16 protein-coding genes are annotated in these 17,858 nt (G+C 58.0%); 8 read left to right on the top strand and 8 right to left on the bottom strand.

The annotated features are described in order from the left end of the window. Positions 1 to 6: 6 nt before the first annotated feature. The 4 genes from SH410x_RS10015 to SH410x_RS10000 form a co-directional block, all read right to left on the bottom strand. On the bottom strand, positions 7 to 813 hold the full coding sequence (locus tag SH410x_RS10015; RefSeq protein ID WP_473676364.1) for a DUF4198 domain-containing protein: 807 nt from the start codon (positions 811 to 813) through the stop codon (positions 7 to 9). A 300-nt stretch (positions 814 to 1,113) separates the two neighbouring features. Next, the gene (locus SH410x_RS10010) at positions 1,114 to 1,650 is read right to left on the bottom strand and encodes a DUF2271 domain-containing protein (protein ID WP_473676363.1); all 537 of its coding nucleotides are present in this window, start codon (positions 1,648 to 1,650) and stop codon (positions 1,114 to 1,116) included. A gap of 30 nt (positions 1,651 to 1,680) precedes the next feature. Further along, positions 1,681 to 2,313 (bottom strand): PepSY-associated TM helix domain-containing protein, encoded by a 633-nt coding sequence (locus tag SH410x_RS10005; RefSeq protein WP_473676362.1) that lies wholly within the window; start codon positions 2,311 to 2,313, stop codon positions 1,681 to 1,683. A 29-nt stretch (positions 2,314 to 2,342) separates the two neighbouring features. Further along, complete coding sequence (locus SH410x_RS10000) at positions 2,343 to 3,431, bottom strand: DUF1559 family PulG-like putative transporter (RefSeq protein ID WP_473676361.1); 1,089 nt, start codon at positions 3,429 to 3,431, stop codon at positions 2,343 to 2,345. 157 nt (positions 3,432 to 3,588) lie between these two features. On the opposite strand from SH410x_RS10000, the gene SH410x_RS09995 reads away from it, so the two are divergent. After that, the gene (locus tag SH410x_RS09995) at positions 3,589 to 3,894 is read left to right on the top strand and encodes a hypothetical protein (protein WP_473676360.1); all 306 of its coding nucleotides are present in this window, start codon (positions 3,589 to 3,591) and stop codon (positions 3,892 to 3,894) included. On the opposite strand, the gene SH410x_RS09990 is transcribed toward SH410x_RS09995, so the two are convergent. Together SH410x_RS09990 and SH410x_RS09985 are read right to left on the bottom strand one after the other, a co-directional pair. After that, entirely contained in the window at positions 3,826 to 4,611 is a 786-nt protein-coding gene (locus SH410x_RS09990; protein WP_473676359.1) for an ABC transporter ATP-binding protein, read from the bottom strand. The two genes, SH410x_RS09995 and SH410x_RS09990, sit on opposite strands and share 69 nt — an antisense overlap. A 615-nt stretch (positions 4,612 to 5,226) precedes the next feature. Then, on the bottom strand, positions 5,227 to 5,610 hold the full coding sequence (locus SH410x_RS09985) for a hypothetical protein (RefSeq protein ID WP_473676358.1): 384 nt from the start codon (positions 5,608 to 5,610) through the stop codon (positions 5,227 to 5,229). A gap of 946 nt (positions 5,611 to 6,556) precedes the next feature. Here SH410x_RS09985 and SH410x_RS09980 point away from each other — a divergent pair. Further along, positions 6,557 to 9,550: an FtsX-like permease family protein gene (locus SH410x_RS09980; RefSeq protein ID WP_473676357.1), complete on the top strand. Its 2,994-nt coding sequence runs from the start codon at positions 6,557 to 6,559 to the stop codon at positions 9,548 to 9,550. 84 nt (positions 9,551 to 9,634) lie between these two features. Here the strand turns inward: SH410x_RS09980 and SH410x_RS09975 are convergent, their stop codons facing one another. Further along, positions 9,635 to 10,480, bottom strand: coding sequence for a PA4780 family RIO1-like protein kinase (locus SH410x_RS09975; protein WP_473676356.1), 846 nt, complete (start codon positions 10,478 to 10,480; stop codon positions 9,635 to 9,637). A gap of 509 nt (positions 10,481 to 10,989) precedes the next feature. Between SH410x_RS09975 and SH410x_RS09970 the strand changes: the two genes are divergently transcribed. Together SH410x_RS09970 and SH410x_RS09965 are read left to right on the top strand one after the other, a co-directional pair. Further along, entirely contained in the window at positions 10,990 to 11,451 is a 462-nt protein-coding gene (locus SH410x_RS09970; RefSeq protein WP_473676355.1) for a hypothetical protein, read from the top strand. A 365-nt stretch (positions 11,452 to 11,816) separates the two neighbouring features. Continuing rightward, positions 11,817 to 12,791, top strand: a complete 975-nt coding sequence (locus SH410x_RS09965) for a calcium:cation antiporter (protein WP_473676354.1) — start codon at positions 11,817 to 11,819, stop codon at positions 12,789 to 12,791. Between the two features lie 135 nt (positions 12,792 to 12,926). Here SH410x_RS09965 and SH410x_RS09960 read toward each other — a convergent pair whose 3' ends face one another. Continuing rightward, on the bottom strand, positions 12,927 to 13,697 hold the full coding sequence (locus tag SH410x_RS09960; protein ID WP_473676353.1) for an ion transporter: 771 nt from the start codon (positions 13,695 to 13,697) through the stop codon (positions 12,927 to 12,929). Between the two features lie 152 nt (positions 13,698 to 13,849). Here SH410x_RS09960 and SH410x_RS09955 point away from each other — a divergent pair, with 152 nt between their 5' ends. The 4 genes from SH410x_RS09955 to SH410x_RS09940 all read left to right on the top strand — a co-directional run bounded on the left by SH410x_RS09955 (position 13,850) and on the right by SH410x_RS09940 (position 17,852). Then, positions 13,850 to 14,047 carry a hypothetical protein gene (locus SH410x_RS09955; RefSeq protein ID WP_473676352.1) on the top strand — a complete coding sequence of 66 codons (198 nt, stop codon included), beginning with the start codon at positions 13,850 to 13,852 and terminating at the stop codon, positions 14,045 to 14,047. A gap of 305 nt (positions 14,048 to 14,352) precedes the next feature. Beyond that, positions 14,353 to 15,459 carry a hypothetical protein gene (locus tag SH410x_RS09950; protein WP_473676351.1) on the top strand — a complete coding sequence of 369 codons (1,107 nt, stop codon included), beginning with the start codon at positions 14,353 to 14,355 and terminating at the stop codon, positions 15,457 to 15,459. Between the two features lie 180 nt (positions 15,460 to 15,639). Next, a complete protein-coding gene (locus tag SH410x_RS09945; RefSeq protein WP_473676350.1) occupies positions 15,640 to 16,581 on the top strand; it encodes a PepSY domain-containing protein in 942 nt (313 codons plus the stop codon). 287 nt (positions 16,582 to 16,868) lie between these two features. Further along, complete coding sequence (locus SH410x_RS09940; protein ID WP_473676349.1) at positions 16,869 to 17,852, top strand: DUF1559 family PulG-like putative transporter; 984 nt, start codon at positions 16,869 to 16,871, stop codon at positions 17,850 to 17,852. Positions 17,853 to 17,858 lie beyond the last annotated feature (6 nt).

Below are 17,858 nucleotides of genomic sequence, written 5' to 3'. Positions count from 1 at the left end.
GAAGATCTACTGCGGTAAGACTTCGAGGGTTGCGGCGTAGCTCAGACGACGAGTGTTCGCTTGCGGAACCGAGGTTTTTTGGTCTTCCGTACTGGTTTCGAGCCAGTACATGCCTGGTTCATCCCACTCAACAGAGAACTCGCCCTTGGCATCGGTGGTCAATTGGACCTCGTCTTGAGCGTTCCGATAGCGTGTCTCGCCCCGGATGATCGTGACCTCCATGCCTTCGACGGGCTCTCCGTTGACGACCAGCCGAAACTTCGTTGTCTCGCCCGCATACAGATCGTTGGGGTGTGTCAGTGGAACCAACTCGACCCCTTCGCCGGTCGGCTGAATCGAATCGAGCGAAGGGGCGCCATTGGTGACGAACGTTTCAATCCTGCCAATGCTTTCAGTGACCTGCACGTTCTCGGCAGCCGCTGGAATCGCTGCGGCTAGCATCTCAGGCGTCCCACGAAATCGCTTTCGTTCCCCGTCCTCTTCCCAGCCCGCAAACACGCCACGATTCACGATGGCAATTCGATAGGTGCCCTGTTCGGTTAATGGCAAGTCAAAAACGCTGCGGTACTTGCCCACCGATTGATTTTCAGCGGTGACGTGGCTGCCGCTCGGTGCGACGATTTCCAGGCCATCGAGTTTGAGTGGAAAGTGGTTGAAATAAAACAGGTCGTTGGAGACAGCAGCGTCGACGGTCACCCACGGCTCGGGCCCGGACAAAACTGTTTGTGAGGGGCGCAACCAGACTTTGTGAGCGAAACTCGTTGCCGGGAGAAGAGCCACGAGCAACAGGGTTGATAGAAAAAATCGTTTCATCAGAGGTGTTTCCTGGGAGGGAGGGATTGGAGAAAGGGATTGAGGCATGCACTGAGGAACTCGCCGCAGCGGCTAAGGGAACGAGCGGAAAATGACTGTCTGAAATGGTGGTCGAACGCTCCGCGGTCGACCCTTCCGACCGCGGAGCGTTCGGCCACCGATTTTCCGCTCGTTCCTAAATTCCTGCGTACAAATCATCGAGTCAAACCTCGTTCGGCCGCGTGCCCTGCGGGGCACGAGACCAATCGTGAACGCGTGGGGCGAGGCCCACGCGGTGAAACAAAAAACACTGCGAAGCGTTTACTCGGATGCCTGAACGGTCAGACTGATTTTCCCGAGTTCGCTCTCGCCTTCGGTCTGTCCGACTTGACGTTTTTCCGAGGGCCAGGTGAACGGGAGAGACAGCAGTTCACGACCGCCGACCTCACGTGAGGCCTCGACGACGAGGGTGTACTGACCCGGCGGCAGTTTTGCCAACCGAGGATCGCTGCTCGCAACGGAGAGTTTGTGCTTTCCCGCTGGACGCGTTGCTGAGGAAACACCGTCGACGGGCATCTCCAAGCTACGGCCTGAGCGACGCCACCATTGACGCAAGTCCGGCAGCCATTTGGTGCCCGCGCCTTCTTGCGTTTCGGTCATCTGGTACCAAACGTTCAGGTTCGCGACCGCCTTGCGGTCCTCGTCCTGAATCCACACCGCCACGTAGGGACGATGGTATTCCGACACGTTGATGCGGGGGATCTCGATCGAGACTTCAAAGTCAGCGGCCGGCTCATCAGCCCAAGCCACGCCCGCCAAGACGAAAAGCAGCGGGATGGTCATGAGTATCTTGTTCATAACTAAGTTTCTTTCCTTCGGTAGGTCTATCTAGTGAATCAGCAAAATCGCCACCAACCAGGGTGCGACCAATCCGAGGCCGACCAGTGGCCAAGTGAGGCTTCGACGTCGAGCGTGTTCGATTAGCAACAACAATCCAGTCACACAAAACACGAGTGTTGCGATCGCAAACAGGTCCAATACCCACTTCCACGCCGCTCCGGTATTGCGTCCCTTGTGCAGGTCATTGAAATAGGAGATCCATCCTCGTTGAGTCTGTTCAAACTCTATCTCACCTGTCTCTCGATCGATTGCCAACCATGCATCACTGCCGGGACCGGGCATCGAGAGATAGATTTCATCCTCCGACCACTCGGCCGCCCGGCGACCAATCGGCTTCATCAACTGCTCACTGAGCCAATTGGAAAGCTCGTCTGGTAGCGGCTCGAGACCGTCCAACGAGGATGCATTGACGAGCTCGAGCAGATCCGGTGGCAACTCGGCGGACCGCGTCTCGGTGACGACCTCCGACTTAATCTGAGAGGCATGGTTGAGTGTGATTCCCGTTAAGGCGAATAACATCATGCCGACAAGACTAATCGCTGAACTGATCCAATGCCACGCAATGATCGTCCGCAAACGATAGTTGCGGTGTGGGATTTCGGTCGCGGTTTTGGGAGACATGGCGTGGTTGTCGAGAGACGTATGTGGAACTATTCCGAACTGACCGTTTTCACTTCGCCACCACGCTTCGTCCAGCTGGCGTGCCAGACATCTCGGTCGATCGAGTCGGTGACATTGCGAACACTGCCGTCGGCCATGGCGATCTTCGCGAATCCGGTGTGGTAGCTCCGCGCCGCAGTGATCTTCGAAGAACCGTAGACCATGTCGGGAACGGGGCTGTTCGGCGTCAGCCTACCGTTGATGATCGGGCCGCTGGGCACGCTGCCTCGCAACCAGTAGTGATTGCGGTCGCCACCCCAACCAGCGATGTAGCCCTGGACGCCACTGAATCCACCCACATCCGCTGACTCCGCGACAGTCGCGTTGATCCCTGTGTTGGCTTTCGCCCGGTACCCACGCACATCCATCGCCGGCGTGGGGCTGGCCACGTCCAAACCGGAGCCGATGATGGTTTCTGCAAATACGATCGTGTTGCTCGTGCCATCCAAAATGTCACGGAAACCAACCTTCGCACCGACCCAGCAAAGACCGTCCGATGGAACACCGTTGCCCGGATGAAAGACACCATCGAGACCACTGCCTTGGTTCATCGCGTAGCTGGTACCGGCGATCTGAATGCTGGCACCTGATGGCATGGTCAGACTGTGGAGAGTCGCATTGACATCGCTGGGGCATTCGTACGTCGCCACTCGCGTCCCAGCCGCTTCCTGCAGCCCAACGGGCAGGTCGGCCAACGCAGGGTGCCCCATGTAGATATCGAAATCAATGAGGTCCTGGAGCTGTGCCTGTTCCAGAAATGGCAGGATTTTGGCAAAGGGTGAATAGTCACTCGGGTATCCGCCGGGCCAGGAATATCCGTTGTTCGGGAAGGCGCCGTTGTACGTCGAAGCGTAGTTATGCAACCCCAGCCCAACCTGCTTGAGGTTGTTTCCGCACTGCATCGCACGGGCTGCTTCGCGAGCAGACTGGACGGCCGGGAGTAACAACCCGACAAGCACCCCGATGATCGCAATCACGACCAAGAGCTCGACGAGTGTGAAAGCGGCCCGGGTGCGCGGACGCCCTGTGGGAGGGCGGTACGCAGCAGACCGGGGAGCAGCGAATTCAGAAAACGGCATATCAAGTCTCAGGCTAGAGGCACACGGGAAGGCAGGACGCAGGACTGAGATTTTGGAGTGGCGGTCAATGGTGACCGTCACGTTCTCAGGTGCATGAAAGGCGTGGCTGGCTAGCAGACTTAAGAGCGTCTGTGGCTTGCTAAGGCGGCAGCAGCAGATGCTACTGCGAATCAGTCTCAAAATCATGCTCGGCAGCCTGTTTGGGATCAAGGGGGTGAAGCGAATTTTTTTCAAAAAAGGGCGTTGCCAAAAAGGCATTGCCGAGAATGGCAAACCCGAGAAAGGCACTGCCGAGAAAGACGCGTTGTTGGTCCAGGAAGGCGCCGGGCATTGCGAGCACCCGGCTGTTTACAACTCTCGCCCCGTCAACGCGGCACGTCCGGCACGTCCACTCTCACGCCAGCGACTCGGCGAGCGGTTGTTCTGGGCTGCCGACGACCTGTTGGTAGTAGGCAGCGAGTGATTGCGGGTCGGCGTGCTCCGATGTCGCGAACTGCTCCAAAATCCGACCATCTTTCAAGACCACCACGCGGTCGGCCCATGCGGCCACGCTCGGCTCATGGGTCACCATGACAATCGTGCGGCGTTGGGAGTCGCACAAATGCCGCAGCAACTCGCAAATCGATTGCCCGGTGACCGAGTCCAAACTGCCCGTCGGCTCGTCGGCAAACACGATCGCGGGGTTGGAGATCAGCGACCTCGCGATCGCCACACGCTGCTGCTCGCCGCCGCTGAGGGAGTCCGGTCGATGCGTTAATCGATCTTCGATTCCCAGTTGCCGAGCCAGTTCCTGAAGTGGTTCATCGCCGTTGTCCGGGAGGCCGGCGGCGTAGAGTGGAAACATGATATTGTCGTAGGCGTTGAGCGACGGAACCAGATTGAAGGCTTGGAAGACCAAGCCCACGCGGCGACGTCGAAAGTGGGTCAGCCCGCGGTCTGAAAGCGTTGCGAGATTTTGTCCCTCAACCGTGATGCTTCCCAATGACGGGCGAGTCAATCCACTCATTAAGTGCAGCAGCGTGCTCTTACCCGAACCACTCGCCCCCATCACCGCTACAAACTCGCCCGTGTCGATCGTCAGGTCCACGTCCTGCAACGCATTCACCGTTCGATCTCCTGGCCGGTAAACTTTCGAGACCTGCTTGACAACGGCGATGGGTGACGGGTTGATTTCGTTCATGGATATTGAGGCTGGGAGGATGTGGGTGGAATGACAATGCGGGGCATGCTCTGCGAGCACCGTTGGGAGCATGGGACGCGTTCGCGGCGTGTCGATTGAATGAACCGAGTCATGTAGGCGACTGGGTGGTTCGCGCTACCCGATGCGTTTCAGCAGTTGGCTCACCCTTGCCGGTCGAACTTTGACGACATCAATCGCTCGTTGGCAAAACCCCATTCGCGGGTGCGCAGATCCTGGTTATGCATAGATCGGTTTGCATAGATCGTGCCACTCTCCCAAAGACCGCACTCAGCACGCCGCCGGCGAACCTCGCGATCCCAACAAAACGCCCTCTATTGCGATCGTTCGCTGTCCTGAATTAACTTTTAGATGCCCATCGGCGAGGAAGAATCCCTGTTGTTGGAATAACGACGAAGGCGGAACAGACGCCGTGATTGGCCAAAATTCCGTCCGGGCTTGACGTCTTCTTTCTCGGGTCCAAGGTTCGTGTGAGCCGAAGACATTTGCAGTCGGAACAGTCGACCGCGGAGCGTTCAACAACAAACACCTCGGGTTCGAGGGCCCCGGTTGGCGGCATGACTCGACGCCTGACGGCACTCGGCTCATGACCGGTCGCTACATCATGTCGCTACTTGATTGCAGGAGATCCATGGGGCGGGTTCTGCCGATCGATACGGCTGGCCAGGCGGCAATCCAAACGCCCAGCAGTAACACCAGTGCAAAGGCTGCGAGAATAGGCATCCAGGGGATGACCAGCGGCGGGCGCGGACCGATGCCAGCATGACGTTCCATACGCCCAGACAAGCGATCAGCAGGGCGACCAGCGGTACGTAACGGATCACCCACAGCCAACGCCGCGTCATGGATTTGATCACGTATCCCTGGGACCGGGACCACTCGAGCGCTCATCGTGTGCTCACTCCCAACGCGAGCATCTGCTGATTCGATCGATGCCATGAGCGACAGCGCCGTGATCTCGATCTCGGGCACATTGGCCACGCCATTCTCGTACGAAAACCAAACATGCGAAGCCGTATCGAGGCCAAAATGCTGGGCCAACGTTTCGTAGTCTGCCCATCAAACTGATACGATGAGCTCGGCTCGCGATTCGTTCGGCGACCGAAATCGAGGTAAAGGCGTCCCCTGTACTGGGTGTCAACATCGGAATCCCCGCGGCTTCGGCCCCCGGCAACGCGGGGCGTTAACGGTCCCGATCACCCGCAGCGCGAGTTCCGAATCCCCCTCGGCGTTCGGCCGAGGCAACTCAACGATGAGGGTATCGTCAACCTTCAATCCGCGCCGCTGGGCAACATCATCACGCCGCCCCGACCTGCAACGCGCTGTCGTCAGCAACATCGATCCAAGATCCCACGGTGACGTCAAAGGACGATTCACGTGAGTCCGTCGCCAAGAACATCAGGCTGGGCAGGAGTCCGCATGGTCCCATTCCTGGCCCGCCTCATTCCTAGCCCCGTCATTGCCGCCCCCTTCGTTCCCAGCTCCTCCGCCCCTTCGACCCTTCGCTACTGGGGGAGGATTGAGAGAGCGGGGATTTGATCAACATGGAGTGGCAGCGTGGGGACGAGAGTGTTCCTGAGCAAACGTTTCCTAAAGGGGTTCGCGGCCAGACATCTTAGGCAATCACCGGCGGCGACAATTTCGCCGTGACCGATGGAAATCACGTCGTTTGTCGGCCGCGGATACGAGCGCACCGAGCGAGCCGAAAATCTCCCTTGGATTTCATCGGCGAACGTTTCCCGGTTAACCACTGCGGCCTCGGAGCGTCCCGCCACTGTCGATTCGCTCAGTCGTCGACGACGGACAAACGATTGGCCCGTGGATTGCATTTGCCGCGCCGTAAGTGACTCACTTGCCGGCGATCATCGACTCACCGGCGCGTCATGAATTGACCTTGTTTGATAACATCACGAGAAGCATCGACTCCATGACCAGCCTCCGATTTCTGACCACTCTTGTGTTATCCCAGATGCGTTTGCATCCGGGGCGTGCCGTCATCACCACACTCGGAGTGGTCGCGTCCACCTGTGCTGTCGTGTGGGTGGTCAGTGGATACGATGCCTTGGTGTCACAGTTTGATGAGAATGCAGGCAGGTACCTCGGCCGGTACGATGCGTTGATCATTGCGAAAGGCGGCCCTCCCGGAACGCCGACGCCGACGATCGAGCAATCACTGATTGATCGTCTGCAACACGATCCGGGCGTTTTAGAGATCAACCCGATCAGCAATTCCCGTGTCTCGGTGACACGGGTGCGACGAGACACCGATCCCGATGAAGCGGACTCCTCATTGGGTTTGCTGGTTGGGAACCGCCCACCGGTCAATGGTGCCCCTCCCGTTGGCCCCACCCTCGTCAGTACTCCCGCGATCGCTTCGCCCTACGAGATCGTCAGCGGCGAGTGGCTCGGCGATGCCCCGGAGATGCCGTCGGTGGTCGTCGGTGTGGATGTTGCCGGCGACATGGGGATCGCTGTCGGCGATGAGTTGCTGGTCACCTCGCTGGCCAATCAACTACAACTCAAAGTCATCGGGTTGGTAGAGCAAGCACCTGAAGCACCGTCCCTCGGCAGCGCCGGCCGTGGCCGACGCGGTGCTGGCGAATCGAAACGGGTGGATCAACCGCGTCAGGAACACGGGAATAGAAAGTCGCCGAACGCTCCAGGCTCGGAATTGTCGACGGCGGAGCGTGCGGCCACCAATTCAAACAGTGATGGCTCGCTCGTTCCCAAGGCGGAAGCCAATCAGATCGGGCTTCCCAGTGGATTCGTGCAAGGCGTGGCGACGAACGCGATCTATGTACGCCCAGCTCTGGCAGCCAGAATCAATGGGTACCCGTCCCAGCCGCAGGTGCTGCAGGTCGCGATTCGCGACACCGTCTCGATCGATCATTTTCGCGAGGTATGGCAGGCACCCTTGGCATCGAGTCAACCGCCGCTGCAGCTCATTGATTTCGCAGCGGTGCGTGGTGGAATGGAATCAAGTCGCTCTGTTTCCGGGCAACAATCACAAGCCTGGGCGGCGACAGGAATGGCTTCCCTCGCTGCGATCTTCATCATTTTTTCCACTCTCAGCATGGGGGTCAGCGAACGGGCACGCGAGCTCGCAATGATGCGGGCGGTCGCCCTGACGCGGGGGCAAGTCGCTGGCATCATTGCCATCGAGAGCGTCGTGTTGGCGTTGATCGGATGGATGGGCGGATTGATTGCCGGGTGGCTGCTGGTGGTCGTCGGCAGCCAGGTGCTTCCGGGCTTGTTCAGCTCCGGTGCGGTACTCGGCTGGGTCTGCGTTGTGCTTACCGGGATCACCGTGCTACTCGGAGCTCTCGGGGCCGCCATCCTGCCGGCTTGGCGAGCGATGCGGATCGAGCCGCTCGACGCCATGTCGACGCGAGTCGCTGCGCCGCGGTGGGGTTGGTGGGCGGTGTTGGGGGTCGTCGGTCTGCTCCTGTCGGCGGCAACTCCGCTCTCTGTGTTTGTACTCCCCATGTCCGATGAGTGGCGAAAGTGGTGCTATTCGTTCGTCACCTATCCGATCCTTCTACTGGGCATGATCCTATTGGCGCCTGCCATCGTGGTGATCTGCGAACGTGTCTTGGCCCCCGTTCTGACGGGGCTGCTGCGATTGGATCGTCGCATGATGAAAACGCAATTATCGAACAATCTGTGGCGTTCCGTCAGCGCCACGCTGGCACTCTCGGTTGGCTTAGGCCTCTATGCCTCCACCCAGACCTGGGGTTATTCCATGTTGCAGCCGTTCACCCCCGGTGACTGGTTACCCGACGCACTCGTCGCATTCCATCCCGTGGGTCTGGATGAACAGGACGAATTATTGATCGCGCAGGTCGACGAGGTCCAAGCGGACAAAGTGATGCCGTTGGCTGTTGAGCAAGCCAAGTTTGATTGGGGACAGGATGATCCGCCCAGCCGACTCAAGTTCGGGGACAACGGCGTGATCTGCGGGCTCGACCCACTGATCGCGTTCGGCGGCGAAGATCGCATGCTGGCCGTAAAATTTGTTTCCGGGAATCCGGAGTCGGTATGTGACGCGTTGGCGAGTGGCAATGCATGCGTTGTCTCAGAAGACTTTTCGATGGCGACGGGGCGGGGCATCGGTGACACGATCACGATGATTCCCCCCAATGCCGAGCGTGAACGTGTGAGCTATCAGATCGCCGGCATCGTCTCGCTGCCAGGCTGGCAATGGGTCACTAAATTCTCAGGCGTGCGAAGGCATTTTGTGCGGACGGGAACACTCATCTTTGCGAGCCGCCCACGCGTGCGTGACGATTTTCATCTGCGACGTAGTGAGTTCTTTTGGTTGGATCTGAAGCCGGATACGGACCTCGCTACCGTCGAAGCAAAGTTCCAATCCATTGCCCAGCGTCATGCGGGCGAGTCATTCACTGCTGACACCATGGGAACCGTGAAAGCGTACCGTCCCTTCGCGCGGATGACGGCGACGGAGACCGTGCGCAAGGCGATTCACCTGAGAGCCGACGACATGATCTGGGGGATGAGTTACCTGCCCCTCGTAACCCTGGTGATCATGTCGCTGGCCGTCGCCAATACCGTTATCGCATCCGTCCGCTCCCGGACATGGGAATTCGGTGTGATGCGTGCGGTGGGGGTGACACGGAGCCAGTTGGTGCGACTCGTGATCACCGAAACCTTGTTGATCGCGATTGCCGCATGCGTACTGAGTCTCCTCTTCGGCTTGATTGCGGGATGGTGCGGAGTTGGAATGGCACAATTCGGCGGCTGGTTTGCCGGACCGCCCGTGTTCATGATCCCGTGGCCCCAGTTGGCGTTTGGTTTTGCCATGACGATCGGCCTGTGCCTGCTCGCCGGATTGTGGCCCGCAATGAAAATTGGCCGCGCCGAACCGCTTCACTTGCTGCAGTCAGGACGGGCAACCCAATAGCGTTGGCGGGCTGTTGATGCTGTCGAAGTTCGACCGACAACCGTGAGCCGAAGGTCGGCTCCACTTCGCAAAAAACCGACTGTCTCAGCCGTTTTCCATTCGGTCCTGCCGGTCCTGTGCTTCTTCGTAAGCAATGTCGATCATGTGCAGGACCGAATTGACGTCGGCGGCCTTGGTTGAGAATTTGAACTTGCCGGTCAGTTTCAGATCGGGGTCCAGTTCACTCTTTTCATGCAGTTCCCACATCTCTTCGGCGTAGTGAGATTCAGCGAGCTGCGGAGCATACTGCGCGTAGTATTGCGTGATATTTCGAACGTCACGCTGCAACATCGCCTTCGCATTGTTGTTTCCCGAAGCGTTCACGACTTGTGGGAAGTCGATGATCACGGGGCCTGTTTCATCTTGCAGGACATTGAATTCCGAGAGATCGCCGTGCACCAATCCGACACAGAGCATACGCAGCACATAGATCATGACGGTGGCGTGATCTTTGACGGCTTGCTCGGCCGACATGGTGATATCATTGAGTCGCGGTGCGACGCCGCCGTCCCCATCGGTGATTAGCTCCATCAACAGCACGCCGTCGAAGAAACCGTATGCCTTGGGGACCCGCACCCCCGCATCGGCGAGTTTGTACAACGCGTCCACTTCGGCCCGCTGCCAAACGTCTTCCTGTTGATCTCGGCCAAATTTTGAACGTTTATCGATCGCCCGCTGGCGGCGGCTGTTCCGGATTTTCCGGCCTTCCTGGTACTGCACCGCATTCTTGAAACTACGTTTGGCCACATCCTTGTACACCTTGGCACAGCGAGTCTCGTCGCCGCAACGAACCAGGAAGACCTGGGCCTCTTTGCCGCTCATGAGTGAGCCCAGGACTTTATCGACGAGTCCGTCTTCGATAAGTGGTTTGATGCGCTGAGGGACTTTCAAGATACTACCGCTTCAGAAGCTCGAGGCTTCCGCAGGAAAGGAGGGGTGATGAACCGAGGAACAGCGTCCCTGAAGTAACGCCGCGTCCCAGCCGTAAGGTAGCACGACGCTGCAAATGTGGCAAAGAGGCCCCCGATGGTCGCCGTCTCGGGTGCGTCCCCTCATCCAGAGACCTCCCTCAAATCCCTAAGTCCATTCTGAGCAGTGGTTTACCCATCCTAGCGGCGTGTTGATTTCACCAGCCGGGCCGCGTCGGCAACTCAGCTCATTCATTCGGCAGCCCATCACGCGTTAGGCTTGTATTTCCCCCGTCTCCTCCGCCGGGCCGGTGAAGTAAATGCGTCAAAACGGCACGAACTCCCTGTGCCGGGGCCAATCACGGGCTGGTCGCACCCTGGTAGCTTGATGCTCCGAGCCTGGATATGTTGCGAAGGCCCCAGCCAAGACGGGCTGAATTCACAGGATCCGACGATCCAGGCACCCCTCAACGAATCCAGGAATCAAATCGGATGGGACAACTTCAAGACGTGGGCGAGGCCGATGGTTGGCGATGCTGGCTGTGTGACGAGCCCGTCGACCCCGACATGTCACCCAATGACCCACGCGGAGCCAGTGTGGACACGTGCATTTCCAAAGCCCGGGCGAAGAAAAAGAAGCAGGACAAGGGAAACTTGCCGCCCGAGCGTTTGGCCCACAAGAGCTGCAACACGGGCAAAGGCGCCAACGATCCCGTCGTGCCCTGGCCCGAACACTTGATTGTCGCCGACCCTGCCCCCATCATCGCAGCCGCCGAGCGACTCCAGCGAAAGGGTGGCCGCGAAGCCATGGCTCGCTGCCCCACCCGTAAAGACGCGGACGCCGTCGCCACCTGGCTCATCGATCGGCTCTCGCGCCTCGCCCCCGACTTGGATCTGCACACTGAAATCGCGACCACGGGAGGCCAGTACCTGGTCAGCTTGCGTGCGAAATAGAGCCCCGTTCCGGGCAAGATCCCATTCCGGGGTCTTTTCCGCTCGCGCGGCGGGGTAACTTCCGGGCCCGTTGAGCCAAGCCGATACGGTTGCCGTTGCCATGCGACCCTCCGGACCAATCGTATAACAACACGTCGTTCGCCGCTGTCGGTCTGACGGGGAAGTTCTCCAGCGTCGAGAAAACCCGGAAATTAGATCCCCCTTCGAAGCCAAGAAAGAGATGTATGGAAAATCGCATTCCATCCGAGAAAGATCAAGTCGGGAACCACCCCGAAATTCCGTCCTGGACTCTATGGGCATCGGCGGCCGCGATCGGTCTCGTTGCCGCCGAAAAGATCCTGTGGGCGGGCGGCCTACCGCTGATCGTGCTTCCACTTGCTGTCATCTTTCTGTTTGCAACGGTCTTTGCTGCTGTGCATTTCGCGGAAGTCGTTGCGCAGAAGATTGGCCAGCCTTTCGGTTCCGTGCTGCTTGCCCTCGCCGTTACGATCATCGAAGTCGCGCTTATTGTTTGCGTATTATTGCAGTCCCCGTCAGGCGAAAGCACCGTCGCAAGAGATACCGTATTCGCGGCCATCATGATCGTGCTCAACGGGATCGTTGGACTGTGCCTCTTAATCGGCGGGGTACGGTACCACGCGCAAGGATTCCAGGCGCGATCAGCAACGGCCGCCCTGGGAGTACTGGGCACGGTCACGGTGCTGGCGCTTGTCCTCCCCAATTTCACCGTGGCAAGGCCGGGGCCAATCTATGCACCGGCGCAGTTAATATTTGTGGCGGTGGTATCGTTCGCGCTTTATGCCTTGTTCCTGTTCACGCAAATGGTCAGCCACCGCGACGACTTCAGTGATGATGGAGGCGATGAAAGCCATGCTCCGCCGTCCCCAAAAGGGTTCCTGGTTGCGTTGGGCATGCTGCCAATCTCGCTGCTCGGTGTCGTGCTGTTGGCCGAGGGTCTTGCCCACCCGCTGGAGGTTGCTATTGATCGATCCGGTTTACCGCACGACTTGGTGGGTGTGGCGATTGCGTTGGTGGTACTACTGCCTGAGGGCACTGCGGCAGTACGAGCCGCTCGAGCAAATCGACTCCAAACCAGTCTGAACCTGGCATTGGGTTCTGCTCTCGCCTCGATTTGCCTGACGATCCCGGTGGTTGCCATGCTGACCTTGGCAAGAGGCGAGACGCTTGTGCTGGGACTGGCCGCCGAGCATATCGTCCTGCTTGTCCTCTCGCTTTTCATGGCCACCATATCGCTGGCAACGGGCCGCACAACGGTTCTGCAGGGCGGGATTCATCTCGTCATTTTCGGTGCCTATCTCACAATTGTTGCGATTCCATGAATCGCGGCATCGACCGCCCCGAGCCCAGATGATTCACGTGCGACGACAGAAAAGACCCCCGGGGTCTTTTCCGGTGCCGGGTCTTTTCCGGTGCCGGGTCTTTGCTGGTGCCGGGGTCATGAAGAACAGGACACTCTACTGCGGCGTCCCATTCGGCTCTTCCTGCCCGATGTCTTGGAGTGCGAGACGTGACGCGACGGGGTCATTCCCCTCCATCTCACGAGCTCTTGAAAGTGCCGATGCCACTAGCCCTGCGGGTACGGAAATGATGCCGAGACCGGTTGCGAGCACAAAAAACGTAAACACCTTTCCGCCAATAGTAACCGGATAGACATCGCCATATCCGACAGTTGTCAGCGTGCACACCGACCACCACAGGCTGTGAAATACAGAACAAAACACTTCCGGTTGGGCTTCGTTCTCGAAGTAGTAGATTCCGACAGCAGAAAGAAATAATAGTAACGAGGCGACAAGACCGAACAGAATGATCTCTTCTTTGGCGATGAGTAAAGCCCTGTGGAATCGTCGAATGGCGCGATTGTATCGGACGAGTTTTAGCAGCCGAAAGAGGCGAAACAGCCGGAAGGCACGGACGGATCGGAGGTCGACGCCGGCGGAAACGTAGAACGGCAAAATCGACAGAAGATCAATCAACCCGTAGAAACTGAAAATGAACGCCAGTTTTCGATCTGCGACGTAGAGACGCATCAGGTACTCGGCTGTGAAGACGAGCACCGTAAAAATCTCAGCGCAGCGGAGAACGTTTCGGACGGGCGGCACAAGATCGGGAAGCGTCTCGATTGAGAACGTGATCAGCGAGAGGACGATCAGAAACTGGATCGTGAGATCAAAGACACGGCCCCAGGTCGTGTCGTTTTGCTCAACGATGCATTTTAGAGTGGGCATTTTTGGCGTGGGCATTTGAAGTTGCTTTCGCCGAGTCGAGCGACTTTGGCCAAATAGCGAGGTGCGATCGATGGGCATGTCAGACGTTGAAACTGCTCAACGTTGCGGGTTGGGCTGGTCGCCAGACATACGGCTCAATCAGGCATTGAACTGTGACGAGCGCGATCGCCACCCCGGCGACAACGCATGCGGAATCAATCGCTTCGACGGACCCCTCAAATCGCCGAGTCTACCCCCAACTTCAACACAGTCGCAAGTTGCCCGCTCGAGTCGTCGCGTTGCGGCATCTCGGCGGCAGCGATGTGACGCTGCTGCTCGAGCATGGAAAAGCGAGTTCCGTTTACGAATAGATCCAGACAGTACACCGGATCATGCTGTCGCCTTCCTACCCGATGGGCACATGGAATTCCGCGACGTGAAAGGAAAAATGAGAATGGGGCCCAATCGCCCGACCCTTGCCGAACCCCCATACGTGTTCTCCGCTTTCCCAGTCGCGTCGGCTGCTTCCATTCCAATTCCTAAGAAATTCTGCCAAACTGTGTGCAAAACTGATTTGGTCGCGAAGATTCTTTGAAACGTGGGCTCTTGCCATCTAGCGGGTCGATCATTTGCTTCCTCACGCCGCGACAACCTCCAATCTATTTCAGGCGAGATCATGAAGACCAAGAAACACCACGGTTCGTTTGCGCTTCGCTTGATGATTTTTGGGTTTAGCATCTTAGTGGGAGTGCTCGCGTTTTGGTTGTTGGGCTACATCCTTCGCGATATCGATCGTGTACGGGGGCCCAATTACAGCCAAATGCTCGATGGAGAGCTGCCGAAAACACTACAGGATGAGCGACAGGCACTTGCGGCTCAATCAGTGGACTTGAAGCAACAAATCGCGTCGACCGAACAACGGCGTCGATTAACCGGCCAAACCACGAGCGACTCACAACAGACAATTAACCAGTTACTGCAGCTCAAACGAAACGCCGACGAGAACGCAACGACGCTGAGCCCGGACCAACAGCAGGCACTGACCGATAGCCTGCAACTATTCCTCGCCAATCAAAGCCAGATGCAGGTTCTGAACTCGGAGTTGGCGACGCTCAATGACCAACAAAACGCAGTGTCGGAAAAGCAGCGCACCAACGCGAGCGAGATCACCAGGGCGAGCCGCCCAATCAAGGAGAAGTTTGAGCGGCTCCACGCAAGCCACCAATGGAAACTCGCCGCCTACAAACTTGGCATGCTCATCCCACTTCTGCTGATCTGCGGATGGATGTTTGTGCGTCAGTCAGGTGGCACCTATGCGATGCTTGTCTACGCACTCAGTGGTGCGGTCGCGTTGCGAGTGATCCTCGTGATGCACGAACACTTCCCGTCGACCTACTTCCGTTACATCCTCATCGTGCTCTCACTCGCGATTGCCATCGGAGTGCTGTTAAGGCTGTTGAGGCTCTTGGCTCACCCGAGCAGTGATTGGTTGATTCGCCAATATCGTGAAGCGTACGCCAGTTTCCTTTGTCCGATCTGTGACTACCCGATCCATCGCGGCCCGCTGAGGTTCGCATCCTGGACAAGGCGTAGCTTGAAGAAGCGGTCACTGGCCGCAGCGTGGGCGACGGGCCCAATCGCCGACGAGCCCTACACATGCCCATGCTGCGAGACAACGCTATTCAAAACATGTGAGAAATGCGGCGGTGTCCGGCACACTCTCCTGCCGGCATGCGAGAAATGCGGCGATGTCACTGGGCAGGAAATGGGGGCTGCACATTGACAGGCCTATCGAGGCATGCATACTCCAATCGCTTGCAGAATCGTTTCGGGGCCCCTTCGCAGGAAGCCTCGATTCCAGACATCCATTTCCCGTGGGATGTGACCGCCGGCAACCCTTTGCACGCAGCCCCCCTGGTTTCCTGCGCACTGCAATGCTCAAGCACCCCCCAGCGATAAGCGAATGAAAACGGACACCACTGACCAGCGTTCGACGAGTCGATGGCCGCGTAAAACACGCAGTAAAATCTTGATGGCCCTGCGTCGCACACACCTGTATGTTGGCCTGTTTCTCCTCCCTTGGGTGTTTCTTTACGGCGCGACAGGAGCGATGCTCAACCACTTCGGGCTATTCCCCGAAGCGACCATACAGCAGATGGACGCGAGCGAGCTGACCGATCCTGCATGGGCAAATTTCCCTGACGGATCCGAATTGGCCGACCAGGTCTTGGTCGCAATGCGCCAAGCCGCCCCGGACTCCACCATCGAATTGGATCCAGACCAAGCCCCCGAATTCACCAACGATATTGGCTTCGAGCTAAATCATGAGGGCACCCGGCACGCCGTCCACCTAAACCCCGTCGACAAGTCGGCGTGGGTGGCCACGCTCCCGGAAAACCGAGAACCACTCGAGCCGGTCTTAAATGAACTCAAACGCGTCACCATCCACCCCGCCCCCTTCGAACTCGCCCGACAAACCGTCCCTGCGGTGCTGGACCGAGCAGGCATTGAATCCACCGGCAAGCTTGAGCCCCTGGGTTGGTGCAAATTGAATTTCCTGGCCACGGTCGACGGGACTCCCGTCCGGGTGACCTACGTCCTTCGCGATGGTCACGTGGACGTCACCCAATACACAGGGGCCGACGGATACTCTCCGCGCGCTTTCCTGGTACGACTGCACACCTCCCATGGCCAACCACCGCATTGGAATGGCCGCAGAATCTGGTCACTTTTCATCGATGCGATGGCCATCGCGATGGTCACCTGGGGCGTCACGGGACTGCTCATGTGGTGGCAAATCAAACGCACCCGGTTGCTAGGCGGGGCCGTCCTCTCGCTAAGCGTGATCACCGCGGCCGCGATGTATTACGGGATGATGCACTTCTACGCCACGACCAAACTGTGACGCATCTTTTGCGAACGGGTTGCCTGGTTGCGATTGCGACCGTGAATGAATAACCCGAGTCGCTACGTTCGCCAGAACGTGGATTCCACGCTCTGGCGAGAGTAGATACAGCAAATTTCTCGTGCCCTAGGGGGTTGCCGAACGGGGCACCACCGAATTACTATTGAGACCAGTTCGCATTAAATGCAGCCAAGCCAGCTTGGGATCGTCGGCTCTGACCGCTTTCACCTCCGCCAGCCAGGAACGCGACAACTTCTGTTGACAACTTTCTAGCGCGGAGAACTTCCATGCACTGTAGGAACCGAAAACCATCAAATCACAACGCGTTTACGCTGGTTGAACTGCTGGTCGTGATTGCGATTATTGGTGTTTTGGTCGGGCTGCTGTTACCTGCAGTGCAGGCAGCCAGAGAAGCAGCACGGCGGATGCAGTGCAGCAATCATTTGCGGCAGGTTGGTCTGGCGTGCCACAATTACCACGGTTCCATGAACACCTTGCCTCCGGGCCGACTCGTCTATGATGGGACGGGCTCAACGGGCAATCCAACCAAGGTGGTGACTGGATTCTTGGCGATGATCCTGCCTTATATGGAAGGATCGAATCTTCAAGACACCTATAATCAAAACTATGGTTTCGATGACGTTGCCAACCAACCGGCCGTCAATCAGCCAGTTCCGTTATTCAGTTGTCCATCGGCACCCGGTGATGGCGCCATGCCGATTTATGCAGGCTGGAATGTTGGTTGGACAACGGACGTCAGTGCACTTCCAGACATCACCGCCATCGCCTCCGCCTACCAGGGTGTCCGGGGGTTACATTATGTGCAAGCGTCCCCGTCGGGCGGCAAGGTCCACGTGTGGGATTCCGACTGTGGCATTCTGAATGAAAAGGGTAGTCGTTTCGCCGATATCCTGGACGGGACCAGCCAAACGATCCTACTTTTTGAGATGGCGGGAAAACCGAGCCACTGGAATCAGGGGAGGCAACAACCTCCGCCGTCCAACGCTCAGTTTTACAGTTATGGTCCATGGGCCGGAAACAACGGCGTCGGAATCTACAATTGGTCACAGGACGGGACAGCCAAGGGCTGCGATACCTGCGAACGATTCATCAATGTCGATAATGAAGCCTCTCCCTACAGCTTCCATCTCGGGCTCGTCACGATTGTCTTAGCAGACGGTTCGACACGAACTCTCAGCGAATCGGTGTCCCCCGAAATCTTCTCAAATCTCAGTCGCAAGAACGACCATAACGTCATCGGCGATTACTGAGCGGCT

The organism is Rhodopirellula sp. SH410 (assembly GCF_055811895.1).
This window is presented reverse-complemented; position numbering and strand designations above follow the sequence as displayed.

Coding starts and splice junctions, on each gene's coding strand:
- SH410x_RS09980 (WP_473676357.1), top strand. CDS start 6,557: ATGACCAGCCTCCGATTTCTGACCACTCTTGTGTTATCCCAGATGCGT.
- SH410x_RS10010 (WP_473676363.1), bottom strand. CDS start 1,650: ATGAACAAGATACTCATGACCATCCCGCTGCTTTTCGTCTTGGCGGGC.
- SH410x_RS09990 (WP_473676359.1), bottom strand. CDS start 4,611: ATGAACGAAATCAACCCGTCACCCATCGCCGTTGTCAAGCAGGTCTCG.
- SH410x_RS09960 (WP_473676353.1), bottom strand. CDS start 13,697: ATGCCCACTCTAAAATGCATCGTTGAGCAAAACGACACGACCTGGGGC.
- SH410x_RS09995 (WP_473676360.1), top strand. CDS start 3,589: ATGCTACTGCGAATCAGTCTCAAAATCATGCTCGGCAGCCTGTTTGGG.
- SH410x_RS09950 (WP_473676351.1), top strand. CDS start 14,353: ATGAAGACCAAGAAACACCACGGTTCGTTTGCGCTTCGCTTGATGATT.
- SH410x_RS10000 (WP_473676361.1), bottom strand. CDS start 3,431: ATGCCGTTTTCTGAATTCGCTGCTCCCCGGTCTGCTGCGTACCGCCCT.
- SH410x_RS10005 (WP_473676362.1), bottom strand. CDS start 2,313: ATGTCTCCCAAAACCGCGACCGAAATCCCACACCGCAACTATCGTTTG.
- SH410x_RS09945 (WP_473676350.1), top strand. CDS start 15,640: ATGAAAACGGACACCACTGACCAGCGTTCGACGAGTCGATGGCCGCGT.
- SH410x_RS09940 (WP_473676349.1), top strand. CDS start 16,869: ATGCACTGTAGGAACCGAAAACCATCAAATCACAACGCGTTTACGCTG.
- SH410x_RS09970 (WP_473676355.1), top strand. CDS start 10,990: ATGGGACAACTTCAAGACGTGGGCGAGGCCGATGGTTGGCGATGCTGG.
- SH410x_RS10015 (WP_473676364.1), bottom strand. CDS start 813: ATGAAACGATTTTTTCTATCAACCCTGTTGCTCGTGGCTCTTCTCCCG.